15 protein-coding genes are annotated in these 13763 nt (G+C 63.1%); 9 read left to right on the top strand and 6 right to left on the bottom strand.

Annotation, left to right across the window (positions count from 1 at the left end):
- Nucleotides 1–41 precede the first annotated feature (41 nt).
- Entirely contained in the window at nt 42–1013 is a 972-nt protein-coding gene (locus P3C39_RS04430) for a Dyp-type peroxidase (protein ID WP_275952756.1), read from the top strand.
- 22 nt (nt 1014–1035) lie between these two features.
- Here P3C39_RS04430 and P3C39_RS04425 read toward each other — a convergent pair whose 3' ends face one another.
- Entirely contained in the window at nt 1036–1593 is a 558-nt protein-coding gene (locus P3C39_RS04425) for a TetR/AcrR family transcriptional regulator (protein WP_275952755.1), read from the bottom strand.
- Nucleotides 1594–1764: 171 nt separating this feature from the next.
- Here P3C39_RS04425 and P3C39_RS04420 point away from each other — a divergent pair, with 171 nt between their 5' ends.
- Nucleotides 1765–2268, top strand: a complete 504-nt coding sequence (locus P3C39_RS04420; RefSeq protein WP_275952754.1) for a DinB family protein — start codon at nt 1765–1767, stop codon at nt 2266–2268.
- Nucleotides 2269–2292: 24 nt separating this feature from the next.
- On the opposite strand, the gene P3C39_RS04415 is transcribed toward P3C39_RS04420, so the two are convergent.
- Together P3C39_RS04415 and P3C39_RS04410 are read right to left on the bottom strand one after the other, a co-directional pair.
- Complete coding sequence (locus P3C39_RS04415; RefSeq protein ID WP_063173719.1) at nt 2293–2661, bottom strand: avidin/streptavidin family protein; 369 nt, start codon at nt 2659–2661, stop codon at nt 2293–2295.
- A 168-nt stretch (nt 2662–2829) separates the two neighbouring features.
- On the bottom strand, nt 2830–4242 hold the full coding sequence (locus P3C39_RS04410; protein ID WP_275952753.1) for an FAD-linked oxidase C-terminal domain-containing protein: 1413 nt from the start codon (nt 4240–4242) through the stop codon (nt 2830–2832).
- A gap of 163 nt (nt 4243–4405) precedes the next feature.
- Between P3C39_RS04410 and P3C39_RS04405 the strand changes: the two genes are divergently transcribed.
- Together P3C39_RS04405 and P3C39_RS04400 are read left to right on the top strand one after the other, a co-directional pair.
- Entirely contained in the window at nt 4406–4885 is a 480-nt protein-coding gene (locus tag P3C39_RS04405) for a thioesterase family protein (RefSeq protein ID WP_013531007.1), read from the top strand.
- Between the two features lie 235 nt (nt 4886–5120).
- Nucleotides 5121–5318: a hypothetical protein gene (locus P3C39_RS04400; RefSeq protein WP_013531006.1), complete on the top strand. Its 198-nt coding sequence runs from the start codon at nt 5121–5123 to the stop codon at nt 5316–5318.
- Nucleotides 5319–5346: 28 nt separating this feature from the next.
- Here the strand turns inward: P3C39_RS04400 and P3C39_RS04395 are convergent, their stop codons facing one another.
- A complete protein-coding gene (locus P3C39_RS04395) occupies nt 5347–5826 on the bottom strand; it encodes an Lrp/AsnC family transcriptional regulator (RefSeq protein ID WP_013531005.1) in 480 nt (159 codons plus the stop codon).
- An 89-nt stretch (nt 5827–5915) separates the two neighbouring features.
- Here P3C39_RS04395 and P3C39_RS04390 point away from each other — a divergent pair, with 89 nt between their 5' ends.
- The 3 genes from P3C39_RS04390 (at nt 5916) to P3C39_RS04380 (ending at nt 8522) form a co-directional block, all read left to right on the top strand.
- Nucleotides 5916–6824 carry a DMT family transporter gene (locus tag P3C39_RS04390; protein WP_275952752.1) on the top strand — a complete coding sequence of 303 codons (909 nt, stop codon included), beginning with the start codon at nt 5916–5918 and terminating at the stop codon, nt 6822–6824.
- Nucleotides 6825–6930: 106 nt separating this feature from the next.
- Nucleotides 6931–8079 (top strand): histidine kinase dimerization/phosphoacceptor domain -containing protein, encoded by a 1149-nt coding sequence (locus tag P3C39_RS04385; RefSeq protein WP_275952751.1) that lies wholly within the window; start codon nt 6931–6933, stop codon nt 8077–8079.
- Nucleotides 8076–8522: a response regulator gene (locus P3C39_RS04380; protein ID WP_013531002.1), complete on the top strand. Its 447-nt coding sequence runs from the start codon at nt 8076–8078 to the stop codon at nt 8520–8522. Before P3C39_RS04385 ends, P3C39_RS04380 begins: the two co-directional genes overlap by 4 nt.
- Nucleotides 8523–8531: 9 nt before the next feature.
- On the opposite strand, the gene P3C39_RS04375 is transcribed toward P3C39_RS04380, so the two are convergent.
- The gene (locus tag P3C39_RS04375) at nt 8532–9419 is read right to left on the bottom strand and encodes a dienelactone hydrolase family protein (protein WP_275952750.1); all 888 of its coding nucleotides are present in this window, start codon (nt 9417–9419) and stop codon (nt 8532–8534) included.
- Between the two features lie 427 nt (nt 9420–9846).
- Here P3C39_RS04375 and P3C39_RS04370 point away from each other — a divergent pair, with 427 nt between their 5' ends.
- On the top strand, nt 9847–10281 hold the full coding sequence (locus P3C39_RS04370) for a hypothetical protein (protein ID WP_013530999.1): 435 nt from the start codon (nt 9847–9849) through the stop codon (nt 10279–10281).
- A 137-nt stretch (nt 10282–10418) separates the two neighbouring features.
- On the opposite strand, the gene P3C39_RS04365 is transcribed toward P3C39_RS04370, so the two are convergent.
- Entirely contained in the window at nt 10419–12734 is a 2316-nt protein-coding gene (locus P3C39_RS04365; protein WP_063168289.1) for a glucose/quinate/shikimate family membrane-bound PQQ-dependent dehydrogenase, read from the bottom strand.
- Between the two features lie 194 nt (nt 12735–12928).
- On the opposite strand from P3C39_RS04365, the gene P3C39_RS04360 reads away from it, so the two are divergent.
- Nucleotides 12929–13759 (top strand): hypothetical protein, encoded by an 831-nt coding sequence (locus P3C39_RS04360; RefSeq protein ID WP_275952749.1) that lies wholly within the window; start codon nt 12929–12931, stop codon nt 13757–13759.
- The last annotated feature ends 4 nt before the right edge of the window (nt 13760–13763 follow it).

Below are 13763 nucleotides of genomic sequence, written 5' to 3'. Positions count from 1 at the left end.
CCGGTGATCTGAAACAAATCCCGGCGAAGCGGAGAAATCGGATGTCGGGCAAGAACTGGGATCGCGTGCCGATCGATGCGCAAAGTGTCGACGCTCCGCTGTCGCTTTCGGCGGTCTTTCTTGTCGTCGCCGTCGCCAGTGGGCAGAGCGCGCTCGCCAAGGTTGCGTCGGTGCTCGGCAAACTCGACGACCTGGTCAAAAATGTCGGATTCCGCGACCTTTCCGGGCGGCTGTCGTGCATAGCCGGCATCGGCCGCGATCTCTGGGATCGTCTCTCTCCAGACCGGCGGCCGCTGGAACTGAAACCGTTCGCGCCGATCAAGGGTGCCGTTCATTCGGCGCCTTCGACCGCCGGCGATCTTCTCTTCCACATCCGCTCCGAGCGACCCGACATGTGCTTCGAGTTCGAGCGCATCCTGCTCGACAATCTCGGTGACGGCGTAAGCGTCATCGATGAGGTTTCCGGCTTTCGCTATTTCGATGCGCGCGACCTGCTCGGCTTCGTCGACGGGACCGCCAACCCGACCGGCCTCGACTTGCCCGCCTCTGCGCTTATCGGCGATGAAGACGCCGACTTTGCCGGCGGCAGCTATGTCGTCGTCCAGAAATATCTCCACGACATGCAGGCCTGGGCGCGCATTCCGACGCCCGAGCAGGAAGCGATCATCGGCCGCACCAAGATCGACAACATCGAAATCGACGATGACGATGCGCCGCGCAAATCGCACAAGTCGCTGGCCACCATCGAGGATGCCGCCAGCAACGAGTACGATATTTTGCGCGACAACATGCCGTTCGGCAGGCCGGGACAGAACGAGTTCGGCACCTACTTCATCGGCTATTCCAGATATCTTTGGGTCACCGAAAAAATGCTGCAGCGCATGTATATCGGCGAGCCGCCGGGCGCTTACGACCGCCTGCTCGATTTCTCCACGCCGTACACCGGCACGACATTCTTCGCGCCAACCCGCCCCATGCTGCAGACACTTGTTGAGGGCGCGCAGGAGAACTAGTCGGGCTCAGTTAGATGCCGGATCAGCCCGTGCGTCGGCTGCGCAGATAGGCGCAGACCAGTTCGATGAGTTCCGCTCGCAAGGCCGGCGATTGGAGTTCGCCATGTCGCGCCGCTGCGTGCACGACCCCTTCGACCGCGCCCGACAGCACGCGCGCGGCAATGTCGTCGCGTTCGGGATCGGCCTTGCCCTTGGCCGACGCGATTACCGCCCGGTAGCGGCGCAGATACTCCGCCTCGAACTGATCCTGCGTCGAGCGGGCGGCAAGCGGCACTTCGTCGAGCAGGACGCGATGCAGTTCCTGATCGACGCTGTGGGCGGCGACGACGCCATCGACAAGCTTGGCCGCCCGCTGTTCCACCGCGACCGCTGAGCCGCGCTCATCCGAACCGGATATGGCCGCGAGCACTGCGTCGAGATGGCGTTTGCGGATCTCCTCCGCCAAGGCCAGCTTGTTGGGGAAATACTGGTAGATCGAACCGACGCTGACGCCGCCCACGGACGCCGTTTCATTGGTGGTGAAATCCGCCCAGCCGCGCCGTGCCAGAACGCGAGCCGCCGCCTCCACGATCGTGTCCACGGTCGCACGCGAACGCTGCTGCCGTGGTGCTTTGCGCACGCTTCCAGATTGCAAGGGAACGCGAGTAGCCATATCGGGGCTTCTTCCGCAAAATGCGACTGTCAGCTCACATTTATCGAGCGGGCCGCGACAAGCAAGTCCCGCCTGTCACCTAAAAAACGAGAGGCCATCATGAGCAGCAAGACCCTGCTTCACTCCCTATTCCGCTACAAATCATGGGCTGATGATGGACTGCTTGACTTGCTGGCAGGGATCGAGAGCGACGTATCGGAAGAGCAGTTCGGCACGATCCTCGAGACCATCAATCACGCGCATGTCGTCGACAAGATTTTTGCCTCGAACGTCCAGAAGCAGAAGCACGGTTTTCGCGATACAGGCACGAGCAGCACGCCGACACTCGCCGAGTTATCGAAGGCGATCACCGAAACCGACCAGTGGTATCTGCGCTATGTCGAACAGCTGGAGCCCGAAGCTCTGGCGGAGCCGATCCCCTTCACCTTTACCAGTGGTGCTCCAGGGGAAATGTCACGCGAGGAGATGTTGGCACACGTCATTACCCATGGCGGCTATCATCGCGGCGAGGTCGGCAGGATCGTGACCCAATTGTCGAAACCCACGTCTCCCGACACGTTCACCGGCTATCTTCATCAGGCCGAGCCGGTGCGTCGCGCGTGAACCCCGAACGAGCTGCCGTCGACACTAGCTTCTTTGGAACGTGTCCGCGCTGGTCGACATCGAACGCCACCAATTCAGCTTTTCGATTTTCGCGGGTTGGCCCTCGCCGCCGGCCTTTATCGCCGCATCCGAGACGACAAACCACAACGTCTCCATTTTGCCCGCCCGAAGGAGGCCGGTGTAGGAAACGATCGCATCCCCAACCGCCGTCTTTCCGCCGCCGGCAAAACTGATGCAGTCGCCGCGGTGGACGCCTAAAATCGGAATCTCCTGGCCATGGAAACCGCTATCCGGCAGCGCGGTTCGAAACGATCCCGATATACGATTGTCCGCATCATCGGTGATCTCGACAATGGACCCGTATTGATTCTTCCAGACGCCTTTCCAGTTCATGGGCGGCCGCTCCGCTTTGACGATATGCGTCGGTTGCCGCAACGTGAAAAGGTGGGAATCGGTTCCGAAGGTGCCGGCAATTCCAGGCCCACCGTGCGGCCGATCTCGGCCTGAAACGTGGCTCGGTCCAGGACAAAGCCGCATGCGAACCTTGCGTCGAAGGACTGGCTAGTTTTGCGGCAGGATTTTGCCCGGATTCATGATGTTTTGCGGATCCAGCGCCTGCTTGATGGTGCGCATGATGTCGACGCCGTGGCCGAGCTCGTGGCGCAGGAAGCCGATCTTGCCCTGGCCGATGCCGTGCTCGCCGGTGCAGGTGCCGTCCATGGCGATGGCTCGCATGTTGAGCCGCGCGACGAACTTTTCCGACAGCGCGATCTCCTTGGGATCGTTCACATCCATCAGCACCAGCACGTGGAAATTGCCGTCGCCGGCATGGCCGACGATCGGCGCGATCAGGCCCATCTCGGCGATATCGGCCTCGGTTTCCATGACGCATTCGGCAAAGCGCGAGATCGGCACGCAGACATCGGTCGACAGCCCCTTGGCGCCGGGCCGCAGGGTCAGCGACGACCAGTAGGCGTCGTGCCTCGCCTTCCACAATTTGGTGCGCTCCTCGGCGACGCTGGTCCACAGGAACGGCCCGCCGCCATTCTCCTCCGCGATCATGCCGAAGGTCTCGGCCTGTTCGGCAACACCGGCATCGCTGCCATGGAACTCGACGAACAGGCACGGGCTTTCAGGATAGTCGAGCTTGGAATAATTCTTCATCGCCCGCATCTGCAAGGCGTTGACCAGTTCGATGCGCGCCACCGGGATGCCCATCTGGATCGTCGCGATAACCGCGTTGCAGGCCGCCTCGACGCTCGGAAACGGGCAGACGCCACCCGAAATCGCCTGCGGGATGCCTTGCAGCTTCAAGGTCAGCGACGTGATGATGCCGAGCGTGCCTTCCGAGCCGACCAGCAGCCGCGTCAGATCATAGCCGGCCGAGCTCTTTTTCGCGCGCTTGCCGGTCGTCACCGTTTCGCCGTCGGCCATGACGGCGGTCAGCGACAGCACGTTCTCGCGCATCGTGCCGTAGCGCACCGCGTTGGTGCCGGAGGCCCGCGTTGCGGCCATGCCGCCCAGCGAGGCATTGGCGCCGGGATCGATCGGAAAGAACAGGCCGGTGTCGCGCAGGTGCCGGTTCAAATCCTCGCGGGTGACGCCGGGTTCGACCGTGCAGTCGAGATCCTGCGGATTGACAGCCAGGATGCGGTTCATGCGCGAGGTGTCGACCGATATGCCGCCGCCCGGAGCATTGGTGTGGCCTTCCAGCGAGGAACCGACACCGAAGGCGATGACCGGCACGCGATGCACGGCGCAGGCGCGCACGATCTCCTGCACCTCGGCCGTCGTCTCGGGGAACGCAACGCCATCCGGTGCCTGCGTCGGAATGTAGGTGGTGGTGTGCGCGTGCTGCGAGCGGATCGCCTGGCCGGTCTGGAATCGCTCGCCGAGCTGCTGCTTGAGGATGCCGAGCACCGCGGCGATGCCTTCCTCGTTGCGTTCGACCGGGTTGAGGTCGCTCAGAGCCATGAATTCCTCCGCGAATGGACCAGCGTCCATGCTTGTTATGCGTCTATGGATGCGTAAAGCAATTCCAGGAAAAGTGTGAAGCGGTTTTCCGTCCGAAATTGCGTCAGAACAAATAGAGTCTCCGGAGCCACGCTCTGTCCAGCACCAGAACAAGGAAGTTTCGATGCCCATCCCCACTCCCTTCGTCTCGAAACCCATGGACATCGAGAAGGACTGGATCGACTACAACGGCCATCTCAACATGGCCTATTACAACGTGCTGTTCGACCGCTGCTCGGACGACGCCTTCGAGGCAATGGGCATGGGACCGAACTATGCCAGGGATCGCCGCCTCACCATCTACACCGCCGAAGTCCATGTCTGCTACGTGCAGGAGCTGCATCTCGAGCACAAGGTCACGGTCTCCTTCCAGCTCATCGACCATGACGACAAGCGGCTGCGGGCCTATCAGGAAATCCGCCATGTCGACGGCTGGCTGGCCGCGACTTCCGAATCGCTGTCGCTGCATGTCGACATGTCCGGGCCGAAGGTGGCGCCCTTCCCCGCCGATGTGCTGGCCAGGGTCGAAGACATGCGCGCCGCCCATTCGGCCCTGCCGATGCCGGAACGGGCCGGCCGCTCGATCGGCATCAAACGCAAATAGGGCGATGCCGACACGTCTCGTTTCCGGCTTCAAAGCCACACCGGCGATCTAAAATCGCAGAACCTTGCCATCGACCGGCGGCGGCGCTTGAAGCGGCGCGGCGCCCTCGTTAACCTTACCAAGGTTTTAACGGGAACAAGCCATTTGAGCCGTTGCGCGACTCAGCGGGCCGGTCGAAAACGATCTGCATCGAGGTAGCGACACGGGCGGCGCGGCGCCGGTTCGAGGAAAGTGCATGAAAACCGACATCAAGGTCGAGGTGGACAGGTTGGCTGCCGATCCGCGCATCACCGACTACGATTTCTGGCGCTCGCTCAAGAACGTCAACAATGAGATCTTCCACATCGCCAACAACAACGAGCCGATCCCGTTCGACATGATCCGCTGGCGCGCCATCCTGAAACAGGCGCGCATGAAGCGCGGCCACGCATAAGGTCCTCGAACGGAACAATCCCCGCAGGTCAAGCCTGGCGCCTCAACGCCGCCAGGGCCGAACGCGCCACCACCGGCGAGGACTGGATGATCGCCGTGTTGGTCATCGCGTAGGGAATGATGCGGTCGATCACCCGCTCGAGGTCGACCACCGACCCGACATGCGCCAGCGCGATGAAACAATCCTCTCCGGTTACGCGGTCGCATTGCACGATCTCCGGCAGTTCGCGGATGATCTCGGCCACGACGGCCAACTGCCCCGGCACTGGCCGGATGCGCAGCCATGCCGACAGCGGCAGGCCGAGTGCCGTCGGGTTGATCCTGACCGAATAGGCCTCGATGACGCCGCTTTCCTGCAGCCGCTTGATGCGCTCAGCCACACTCGGTGCCGACAGGCCCACCGAGCGTGCCAGCTCCGCCGTGCTGGTGCGCGCGTCCTTTTCCAGCAGGCGCAGGATCTTCATGTCGGCGGCATCGAGATCGGCGCTTTCAGTTCGAAGGCGCTTCATGGAAAACTCCTTTATTCCGGGAGAAAGATAGCCGAAATAGCTAATCATCATCTATATAAATAGGCAAATCTGCCTGCGATACTGATCCGATGGATGATCAAACGCAAGCTCTCGCGGCGACCCCTGCCCCGGGCAACTTCACCCTGGGCAAGCTAACGGAAAAACTGCCGCCGCATGTCTGGTTCGGCGTCAGCGCCGTCTTCCACTATCTCGGGCCGGCCTTCGCCGTGCTGCTTTTCCCGCATGTCGGCGTGCTCGGCATGGCGTGGCTGCGCATCGCCACGGCAGCACTCATCTTCGCACCCCTGACCCGTCCATGGCGAAGCTTCGCACGCGCCGATCGCACGACGCGGCTGCTGTTGCTGGCCTTCGGCGCCTGTCTGGCGGTGATGAACTGTTCGTTCTACCTGGCGCTCGACCGACTGCCGATCTCGCTGGTGGCGGCGATCGAATTCGTCGGCATCATCGGCGTCGCGGCGATCGGCCTCAGGAGCACGCGCAATCTCGCCGCCCTTGCCATCGCCGTCGCCGGCACCTTGCTGCTCATCGATGTCAGATGGTCCGACGATCCCATCGGGCTGTTCTGGGCCATCCTCAACGGGGCGCTGTTTGTCGGTTACATCGTACTCGGCCATCGCGTCGCCGCTTCAGGCGCCGGCAGCGGCATCGCCGACCTGGGTGCTGCCATGGCGGTCGCCTTCATCGTCGTGCTGCCGATCGGCTTCACCGATGCGCTGCCGGCCTTTTTCTCACTGCCGCTGCTGCTCGCCGCCATCGGCGTCGGCATCTGCTCGTCGGTCATTCCTTACATCTGCGACCAGCTCGCCATGTCGCGGCTGCCACGCGCGAGCTTCGCGCTGATGCTGTCGCTGCTGCCGGTCACCGCGACGCTGATCGGCGTCGTCGTGCTGCGCCAGATTCCGGGTTTTATCGATTGCCTCGGCATTGCGCTGGTGGTCGCCGGCGTCGCCTTCCACAAGCCGGCATCGGCCGGCTAACTCCGGAGGCCTGATTCTCGGTACGAACTGCGACAGGAAGGCTCAAGATTGAACCAAATCGGCGTCTGATCCGTTGTCACCCGCGAAAATGGCTTGGAGTGACAGAATGGAATGGAAACGGACCAGGGAGCCTGCCGACGCATGGCACATGACGGACGATCTGCATGTCGAGCACGGCAAGGGCGATCCGTTCGCGGCGGCTATCCGCGCCACCCGCATGTCGATGATCATTACCGATCCCCGACAGCAGGACAATCCTATCGTGTTCGCCAATGACGCTTTCCTGCGACTGACCGGATATGAGCGTCATGAGGTTCTGGGCAGGAACTGCCGCTTCCTGCAGGGACCGAAGACCGACAAGGCCGCTGTCGAACAGATACGCGCGGCGATCGAGGATGAAACCGATGTCAGCGTCGATATCCTGAACTACCGCAGGGACGGCTCGACCTTCTGGAACGCGCTCTACATCAGCCCCGTTTCGAACGACAAAGGCGATTTGCAGTTCTTTTTCGCATCGCAGCTCGACGTCTCGGATCGCAAACAATCGGAGAGTCGCATCAACGCGGACAAGGACCGCTTCGAAAAGGCGGTGAAGGAACGCACCGCGGAACTGGAAGCCGCCCTCGAGGCGCAGACCACCTTGCTGCATGAGGTGGATCACCGGGTGAAAAACAACCTGCAGATGATCTCTTCCCTCATCATTATGCAGCGGCGGACCATACGGGACGAAGCGATCAGGCGTTCGTTGACCACCATGCTGGAGCGCATCGAAGCCCTGAGCACGGTGCATCGGCGGCTTTATCAGTCGAAGGACGTCAGCAAGTTCGATGTGGCGGATTTCGCCAAGGATCTGGTGACAGACCTGCTGACGGCGTCGGGACGCTCTGAGATCAGTCCGGCTCTCGACCTGGAACCGATCGTCATTTCCGCGGAAAAGGCAACGCCCGTCGCTCTGATGGTCAACGAACTCGTCACCAATGCTCTCAAGCATGCCTTCAAGTCCAAGCCCGACGGAATGTCGGCCGGCCGCCTGGGCATCAAAATGAGCCAGCCCGACGGCCACTTGAATATCGAGGTGTCGGACGACGGCGTCGGCATGGCCGACGCCAACGGCGATGCCTCGTTCGGCATGCGGCTGATCAAATCGCTCGCCCGCCAGTTGCATGCCGAGATCGAATGGCGCGACACCGGCCCCGGCACGAAGGTCGTTAGCTCGATCCCGAACGAACCTCAGGAAAAAGGGAATGTGTCATGATTGAGCCGCTCAAGGTCCTGATCATCGAGGACGAAGCGCTGCTGGCAATGGAGCTGGAGAGCCTTGTCGAGGACGCCGGCCACAGCGTCGTCGGCTGGGCGACCTCTTCGGCGGAAGCCATGGCCATGGCGGATGCGACCGAAGCCGATATCGCCTTCGTCGACATCCATCTGAGTGACGGGCCGTCCGGCATCGACGTGGCCAAGTACATAGGCGAAAGGAAGAGTTCGACGGTGGTGTTCATGACCGCCAATCCGAAGCGCATCCCCGATCATTTCGCCGGCGCGATCGGCGTCATAGCCAAGCCTTACACGATGAACGGGCTGACGTCGGCGTTGCGGTACCTGCAGGAAGGCGTGCGCCGCCCGCCCCCCGTTTCGGCGCGGCCGGCCGGCTTCACCCTGTCGCCGGCCTTCGAAACCGCCTGGGCGCCGGCGGCATGACAGCTGAAGTCATTTCAGTTTTTCCCGAAGGAAGGCGATCGTTCTGCCCCAGGCGAGGTCAGCCGCCTTCTTGTCGTAGCGCGCCGCCGACGTATCGTTGTTGAAGGCGTGGTTGGCGCCTTCATAAACATAGACCGTGTAGTCGACATGCGCCGCGTCGAGTTCGTTCTTGAAGGCGTCGATGCCGGCATTGATGCGCTCGTCGAGTCCGCCATAGTGCAGCAGCAAGGCCGCCTTGATCTTGGATACATCGGCGGCCTTCGGCTGCATGCCGTAATAGGCAACGCCGGCACTGAGATCGGGCGCGTTGACGGCCAGCATGTTGACCGTGCCACCGCCCCAGCAGAAGCCGATAGCGCCGACCTTGCCGTTGCCGTCCTTGTCGCTCTTGAGGAAAGCGACGGTCGCAACACCGTCAGCGATGGTCTGCGCCGGATCGAGCTTGCCGAACATGTCGCGCGCCTTGTCTTCGTCGGTCGGCGTGCCGCCGAGCGGCGACAGAAAATCCGGCGCCAGCGCCACGAAGCCTTCCAGCGCCACGCGCCGCGCCACATCGCGGATATGCGGGTTGAGCCCCCTGTTCTCATGCACGACGATGACGGTACCGAGCTTGCCCGCCTGGTTCGCCGGCTTGACCAGATAGCCCTTCATCTCGCCGCTGCCGCCGGGGTAGCTGATGTCCTCGCCCTTCACGCGCGGATCGTTGTCGGCGACGATTGCTGCTTGCGCCGAATTGGCCGCCAGAAGCGGCGCGATCGCTGCCGCCGCCGCACCTGATCCGGCAAGCCGGGTCAACTGCTCCATGAACCGGCGGCGATCGAGCGTCAGATGCGTGTACTCGTCATAGGCGTCGATCATCGCCTGGGTGATGGTGGGCTTGGCGTCGGGTCTCGTCATGGATGGGCTCCTCTGCTTCGGGCTTCAATTCCCAGCTACATAGGGACCAAGCCGGCATCATCCAGTCGAGCACTCATCGCTGCCGTCGATCGCCTCAGGCGTATGCCGCCGGCCGCGTCCGGGCAGCAAAGCCGGTGCCCATGCGCGGCCGTGTCATCACTTTTTAGTCATTGGCGATAAATCCTGCTGGCGCTGCCACAATCGTGAAGGAAGGTGGCTATCGACGGTATCTTGACCGCGTGCCTCAGACCCAGAAGGAAGCGAGACCATGACCATGCCTTCCCCGATCCTCGCCAGCGCGGTCGTCCTTGCGGGGGCCGCCGCTTTGGCCCTACGCTCGATGGTTGTGAATGCAGGCAGACTATCGTTGATCAGGGTCCGCGCTGAGCGGAACCGCAACACGAAAACCCAGGGTTGAGGTGACGCCATGAACGTCCAGGACATCGTCAACACCGTTTCGCAGAAGGCGGGCCTCGACCAGGCGACGACGGAGAAAGTCGTCGGCACCATTTTCTCGGTGCTCGAACACGAGGCGGAAGGCACCAGCGCCTCGGCGTTCTTCGCCAAAATCCCCGGCGCCGACGACCTCGCCCATCAATATGACGTCATGGCCGCCGCTCCGGCCGGCGGTGGCGGTTTTCTGTCGTCGTTGCAGGGCGCGCTTGGCGGCGTTCTCGGCGAGAAGGCCGGCGCGCTGATCAACGGCATCGCCGCGCTCAAGGCATCCGGGCTCGACATGGCGCAGATCCAGAAGGCCGGCGCGACGCTGATCCAGCAGGCCGAAGCCGCCGCCGGCCCCGACCTGACCAACAAGGTGCTCGGCTCGGTGCCCAGCCTGAAGGGTCATTTGGGGATTGGCTGATCGACAACGGGCCGATCGGAAGATTCCCGCCCCTCATCGCCCAGTCGGGCACTTTTCCCCGTCACTGTGCGGGGAAAGGATACCGGCACAGATGAGGGGCGGCGCGACCTCTGAAAGATCGCGTTACCCTGTCGCCCCTACTTCGGCAGCGCGTAGGCCATCACATAGTCACCAGGCTTGGTGCCGACCGAACCGTGGCCGCCGGCGACGATGACCACGAACTGGCGGCCGTCGGCGACCGTATAGGTCATCGGCGTCGATTGCCCGCCGGCCGGCAGCCGCGCCTGCCACAGCTGCTTGCCCGATGTCAGGTCGTAGGCGCGCAGGTAGTCGTCGACTGCGGCCCCCAGGAAGGCGACGCCGCCGGCGGTGATCATCGGCCCGCCGATGCCGGGCACGCCGACCTTCAGCGGCAGCGGCAGCGGCGTCATGTCGTAGACGGTGCCGTTGCGGTGCTTGTAGGCGATCTTGCCGGTCCTGAGATCGGCACCGGCGACATAGCCCCAGGGCGGCGCCTGGCAAGGAATGCCGAGCGGCGACAGGAACGGTCCCATCACCACCGCATAGGGCGCGCCCTCGTTGCGGTTCAGCCCCTGTTCGCTGCCCCGCCCTTCGTCCGGCGGCGGCACCTGATCGCGCGGGATCAACTGCGACTTGAACGCCAGATAGGTCGGCATGCCGAACAGCACCTGCCGGACCGGGTCGACGGCGACGCCACCCCAGTTGAAGGTGCCGAAATTGCCGGGGTAGATCAGCGAGCCCTGGACGGAAGGCGGCGTATAGCGACCCTCATAGCGCAGGCCCTGGAATTCGATCCGGCAGGCCAACTGGTCGAACATGGTGAGGCCCCACATGTCGGCGCCGGTCAGCGGCTTCGGCATGAAGGTGAGATCGGAGACCGGCTGCGTCGGCGATGTGTGGTCGCCTTCGATCGCGCCGCCGGGCGCCGGCACTTCGTTGACCGCGATGACCGGCTCACCGGTGCGGCGGTCGAGCACATACAGATCGCCCTGCTTGGTCGGTCCGACCAGCGCCGGCACCACCGTGCCGTCGGGTTTGGTGATGTCGATCAGGCTCGGCTGCGCCGGTACGTCCATGTCCCAGAGATCGTGGTGCACGGTCTGCCGCACCCATCGCACCTGTCCGGTGTTGAGGTCGAGCGCGGTGATCGACGACGAGAACTTCTCGACATTGGCACTGCGCCCGGCGCCGAGCTGATCCGGCGTCTGGTTGCCGAGCGGCACGTAGAGCAGGCCGAGCTTCTCGTCGGCGCTCGGCGTCGACCACATGTTGGGCGAGTTGGCGGTATATGTCTGGCCGGCCGGCAGCGGCGTCGTCTGGTCCGGATTGCCGGAATCCCAGTTCCACACCAGCGCGCCGGTGGCAGCGTCGTAGGCGCGGATGACGCCGGACGGCTCCTGCGTCGAATAATTGTCGTTGACCGCGCCGCCGACAATGATCTTGCCGCCTGAGATCAGCGGTGCCGAGGTCGAGTAATAATAGCCCGACTTCGGATAGGGCATGTTGGTCAGAAGGTTCAGCGTGCCGCCCTCGGCGAAAGCCGGGCAGATCTGCCCGTTGGCGGCGTCGAGCGCGATCAGCCGCGCATCCGAGGTCGGCAGGTAGACGCGGGTCGCACAGGGCTGGCCGGCGGCGCCGGCGGCATCGGCGTAATAGGCCACACCGCGGCAGGTCTGGTGCTGGCGGTCCTTGTCAAGCTTGACCTTGGGATCGAAGCGCCATTTCTCCTTGCCGCTCGCGGCATCGATGGCGATGGCGAAATTATGCGGCGTGCAGATGTAGAGCGTGTCGCCGATCTTCAGCGGCGTCACCTGATAGGTGGTCTCGCCGACATCGTCCGGTCCCTTCACGTCGCCGGTCTGGTAGGTCCAGGCAGGCTGCAGCTTGGCGACATTGTCCGGTGTGATCTGGTCGAGCGGCGAATAGCGCTGGCCGAACTGCGTGCGGCCGTAATAATGCCACTCGCCGGCCGGCACGTCATTGCCGAGATTGGCGTTGGCGACCACCTTGTCGGTGCCGAGTTCGCCGGCAATGTCCTTCGGATCCGAAGTCATCGAATAACCGGCGACGGCCAGTGATGCCAGCACGGCAAGGATCAGCGGCGCGCGTGCGTCAGGGCCGACAAGACCCCGTCTCGCCCACGGCGTCAGCAGCCACAAAGCGAGAAGCACGATGACGCCGCCGCGAGGCCCGAGTTCCCACCAGTCGAAGCCGGTTTCCCAGACCGCCCAGGCCAGCGTGCCGAGCACGATCGCCGCGTAGAGCCACAGCGCGGTGGACCGGCGCCGGTAGAGCAGCCAGGCGGCGATCAGGAAGGCAAGGCCAGCAACGACATAGTACCAGCTGCCGCCCAGCATCGCCAGGCGGATGCCGCCGCCGCCGAGTGCCAGGCCGATGAGGAAAAGAATGAGGGAGGTGATGGTGACAGCCAAGATGATACTCCTTCGACTGTTGCGCTTTGCCACGCCAAGGACAGCCCGATGTCCCGTTCCTGCCCTGCGCACAGCTTTCTCCTGCCCGCCCCGCCTGTCAAGCTGGCCCACACGCCAAGGTGGCAATTCATCTTGCCTGCGGTCGGGTTATCGAGCAGTCTCCGTCGCAGCATCACCGTGGAGTAGACCGAGTCATGCCCTTCGTCTTTCCGCCATGGATGCGCATTGCCGGCGCGCTGTTCGGCTTCGTCGTGCTTATGGCTGGCAGTCAACCCGCGTCGGCACAAACGCTCGAGGAGATCAACAAGGCAAGCGGCTTCCACGAGATGCTGGCCGGCCTCGGCCCAAGCATAGTCGCCGGCATCAAATCCGTGCCGGGGCCGGAAAAAGTCAAGGAAGCCTTGTCCGCCGCCGCTGAAGGCGCTTTTGACGCTGACAGGATGGAGAAAGCCGTAGAGGCGCGGATGACGGACCGGTTGCAGCCCGTCGATCTCACCGATCTGGCTGCTTTCTTCGATTCACCATTGGGCAGGCGGGTCACAGCCCTGGAGATCCAAGCGTCCGATCCGCAAGCCGTGGGGCGCAAGAAGATCGAAGGTCCGAAAATCCTTGGAGGACTTCAGGCGGGAGATCCGGCACGGCTCGCGTTGTACCGGAAAATCGTCGACGATACCAGCGCCGTGGACATGGCTGAAGCGATCGCATTGAACATGGGCTATGCGATGGTTTCGGGAATGCTCGCGGCAGCCGGGCAGCCTTTATCGGATCAGCAGATAATGGTGCTGGTGCATAAGCAGGCCGGCAACCTTCGTGAAAAAGCCGAAAAGGGGATCATGGAAGGAAATGCTTTCGCCTATCGTGACTTGTCGCTCGACGATCTCAGGCTTTACGCGGCATTTCTCGCGTCCCCTGCGGGCAGCCATTACTACGACCGGATGCAGACGGCACTCGGCGCCGTGATGACCGATGAGGCGCGTTCGTTAGGGCAGCGATTTTTCGTCGCTCTCGGCTACCGCAAGGCCTGAACAG

The organism is Mesorhizobium sp. XAP4 (assembly GCF_029269325.1).
In the GTDB taxonomy this organism is placed as follows: domain Bacteria; phylum Pseudomonadota; class Alphaproteobacteria; order Rhizobiales; family Rhizobiaceae; genus Mesorhizobium; species Mesorhizobium ciceri.
The sequence above is the reverse complement of the archived record's forward strand: the minus strand, read 5'-3'. Positions and strand labels throughout refer to the sequence as shown.

Excerpts from the sequence above, each read along its gene's own strand:
- P3C39_RS04410 (WP_275952753.1), bottom strand. The coding sequence starts at position 4,242 with ATGGCTCTGAGCGACCTCAACCCGGTCGAACGCAACGAGGAAGGCATC.
- P3C39_RS04385 (WP_275952751.1), top strand. The coding sequence starts at position 6,931 with ATGGAATGGAAACGGACCAGGGAGCCTGCCGACGCATGGCACATGACG.
- P3C39_RS04420 (WP_275952754.1), top strand. The coding sequence starts at position 1,765 with ATGAGCAGCAAGACCCTGCTTCACTCCCTATTCCGCTACAAATCATGG.
- P3C39_RS04360 (WP_275952749.1), top strand. The coding sequence starts at position 12,929 with ATGCCCTTCGTCTTTCCGCCATGGATGCGCATTGCCGGCGCGCTGTTC.
- P3C39_RS04415 (WP_063173719.1), bottom strand. The coding sequence starts at position 2,661 with ATGAACTGGAAAGGCGTCTGGAAGAATCAATACGGGTCCATTGTCGAG.
- P3C39_RS04380 (WP_013531002.1), top strand. The coding sequence starts at position 8,076 with ATGATTGAGCCGCTCAAGGTCCTGATCATCGAGGACGAAGCGCTGCTG.
- P3C39_RS04430 (WP_275952756.1), top strand. The coding sequence starts at position 42 with ATGTCGGGCAAGAACTGGGATCGCGTGCCGATCGATGCGCAAAGTGTC.
- P3C39_RS04370 (WP_013530999.1), top strand. The coding sequence starts at position 9,847 with ATGAACGTCCAGGACATCGTCAACACCGTTTCGCAGAAGGCGGGCCTC.
- P3C39_RS04375 (WP_275952750.1), bottom strand. The coding sequence starts at position 9,419 with ATGACGAGACCCGACGCCAAGCCCACCATCACCCAGGCGATGATCGAC.
- P3C39_RS04405 (WP_013531007.1), top strand. The coding sequence starts at position 4,406 with ATGCCCATCCCCACTCCCTTCGTCTCGAAACCCATGGACATCGAGAAG.
- P3C39_RS04400 (WP_013531006.1), top strand. The coding sequence starts at position 5,121 with ATGAAAACCGACATCAAGGTCGAGGTGGACAGGTTGGCTGCCGATCCG.
- P3C39_RS04390 (WP_275952752.1), top strand. The coding sequence starts at position 5,916 with ATGGATGATCAAACGCAAGCTCTCGCGGCGACCCCTGCCCCGGGCAAC.
- P3C39_RS04395 (WP_013531005.1), bottom strand. The coding sequence starts at position 5,826 with ATGAAGCGCCTTCGAACTGAAAGCGCCGATCTCGATGCCGCCGACATG.